The sequence below is a fragment of the Leucobacter sp. OH1287 genome, from assembly GCF_003859945.1.
In the GTDB taxonomy this organism is placed as follows: domain Bacteria; phylum Actinomycetota; class Actinomycetes; order Actinomycetales; family Microbacteriaceae; genus Canibacter.
This window is the reverse complement of the sequence record NZ_RQYM01000027.1, coordinates 1-2,022: the sequence shown is the minus strand read 5'-3', so window position 1 is coordinate 2,022 and position 2,022 is coordinate 1. Positions and strand designations below refer to the sequence as shown.

Annotated in this window: 2 protein-coding genes; both read right to left on the bottom strand. The window is 50.2% G+C overall.

Annotated elements, in window-relative coordinates; all coding sequences use genetic code 11:
- Nucleotides 1–63: 63 nt before the first annotated feature.
- Nucleotides 64–825 (bottom strand): IS21-like element helper ATPase IstB, encoded by a 762-nt coding sequence (gene istB, locus EII30_RS08780; RefSeq protein WP_305029050.1) that lies wholly within the window; start codon nt 823–825, stop codon nt 64–66.
- An 8-nt stretch (nt 826–833) separates the two neighbouring features.
- The coding region (istA, locus tag EII30_RS08775) for an IS21 family transposase (RefSeq protein WP_124886964.1) at nt 834–2,022 on the bottom strand (1,189 nt) is incomplete at its 5' end.

Here is a 2,022-nt window from a genome sequence, read left to right as displayed (position 1 = left end):
TGTCGGTGACGGTCGAAAAGTAGCCCAAAATGACGGGCGAAAAGTAGCCCAACAAACGTACTGCTATTCTACCTCTGTTCTAGCTACATGCTTGTTCAACCGATAGCTTTCCCCCTCACTACTAATAATGTGCGCGTGATGAACAATCCGGTCGATAATAGCCGCAGCGATTGTTGAATCACCAAAACACTCAGCCCAACGCGAGAACGCGAGATTAGAAGTGATAATCACAGACCCACGCTCGTAACGCTCAGCGATGAGCTGGAAAAACAAATTAGCAGCATCAGCTTCTATCGGTAGATAACCGATCTCGTCGATAATCAACAGGTCATACCGGGAGAGTTTAGCTACAAGCTTTGATAACTCCCCGACACGGTGAGCTGTCCCTAAACGGTTGATCCAACCAGCAGCTGTGTCAAACAATACCCGGTATCCCTGCCTGGCAGCGATGATACCCAGGGAAATCGCTAAATGTGTTTTACCCGTACCCGGCGGCCCTAGCAACACAACATTCTCGTGGCTGGTTATCCAGCCAGAGGTTTCCAACCTCGCGATCAAAGCACGGTCAAGACCGGGCTGGTGACTGAAGTTAAACTCAGCGATTGTTTTAACCGCTGGAAACCCAGCACGCTTAATCCGCAGCTGCGCTCCTGAAGCTTCCCGAGCGTTAGCCTCCTCTTCTAAAACTGCAAGCAGGTAGCGTTCAAAGGTCCAGTTATTTGCTTGCGCGTAGGCTGCTAAACGGTGATAGCTTTCCTTGATCCTTGGAGCTTTAAGAACCGCTGTTATTCTTGCCAGGTCAGTGTCAATATCTTGTTTACTCATGGGCATGTTCATGCTGCTACCACCAATCTGTCGTAAATATCAAGGTTAGGAGCCTGTACTGGAGTTTCAAGTACAGGCGGTGTGGTTTTAACAAGCCGTAAATGCTCCCGCATATCCACTGCTACCTGCCGGTGGCTGGGGTCTGTGATTGTTTGATGTTTCGCCAAACAACGCCTGTGACAGCCCATGATCTCACCTTCAGGGCTGAGGATTGTTACCGTGTTTAAGTCTGTGATTACTGTCACCAAACGGCCAATCATCACAGGGTTGACAGAGTAATGGTTGCTGTCAACAGTGACGTAATAGTTACGCGGTAACCTGATCTGTTCTGTCATACCAACTGTAGGTGAGGGACTAAGCGGTTTCATCGCTGCTTTATCTTCCTGCCACGCCTGGTAAGGGATCATGCGTGTTACCCGGTGTTGTCGCCGGTTAGCGACAGTGTTGATCCACTCGTCTAGTTGGGTTTGCGCGTCATGCACATCAGCGAACTTACGGCCGGGGAAGAAAGAGGTTTTCAAGTACTGGTTCGCTCGTTCTACAACACCTTTTGATTCGGGGTCTCGTACTGGTGCTTGACGGATCTGACAGCCTAAAGTACCTGCGAAAGTTTGTGCTGCTGGCACAAGACGTTTCTGCCCTATCCCTGTCTCATGGTCCCACAAAAAATGTTGGGGTATAGCCGTGAACTGTGTTTCTATCAAATGCCACATTCCTGCCAGCAGGTCGCCTGTTTTCCGGCTGGGAAGTACTACCGCGCCCATGAATCGTGAGTAGGAGGAGACCATCACCAGAACGGGATATTTACGTTTTATCCCGTCGATGCCTTGTAGGTCTTCTTTGGGGAATGTTAAATCGCATTGGATTTGCCGTCCCGGTAGGTGTACGAGCTTGTCTACAGGGTCTTTGGGGAGGTAGTCGTTACGGATGCGTGCAATGTTTTGACGGAACCAGGAGGCAGAGCCTGGCCAGCCAACTCGCTCTGCTAGAACTGTTGCGGGTAGGTTGGGATGCTCTGTAAGTAGCGCGCGTACTAGCGGTTCGTACAGTGTGAAAGAGTTGTCAGTGTTCGCTCTTTTCTTGTAGGAAGGTGGTGTTTGTGATGCTAGAGCTCGTTCCACCGTTCGTTTCGCGCAGCCCACCTCCTTTGCTATAGCTCGTATTGATAAACCCTCGTTACGTAGATGCCTGATCTCG

Excerpts from the sequence above, each read along its gene's own strand:
- istB (WP_305029050.1), bottom strand. The coding sequence starts at position 825 with ATGAGTAAACAAGATATTGACACTGACCTGGCAAGAATAACAGCGGTT.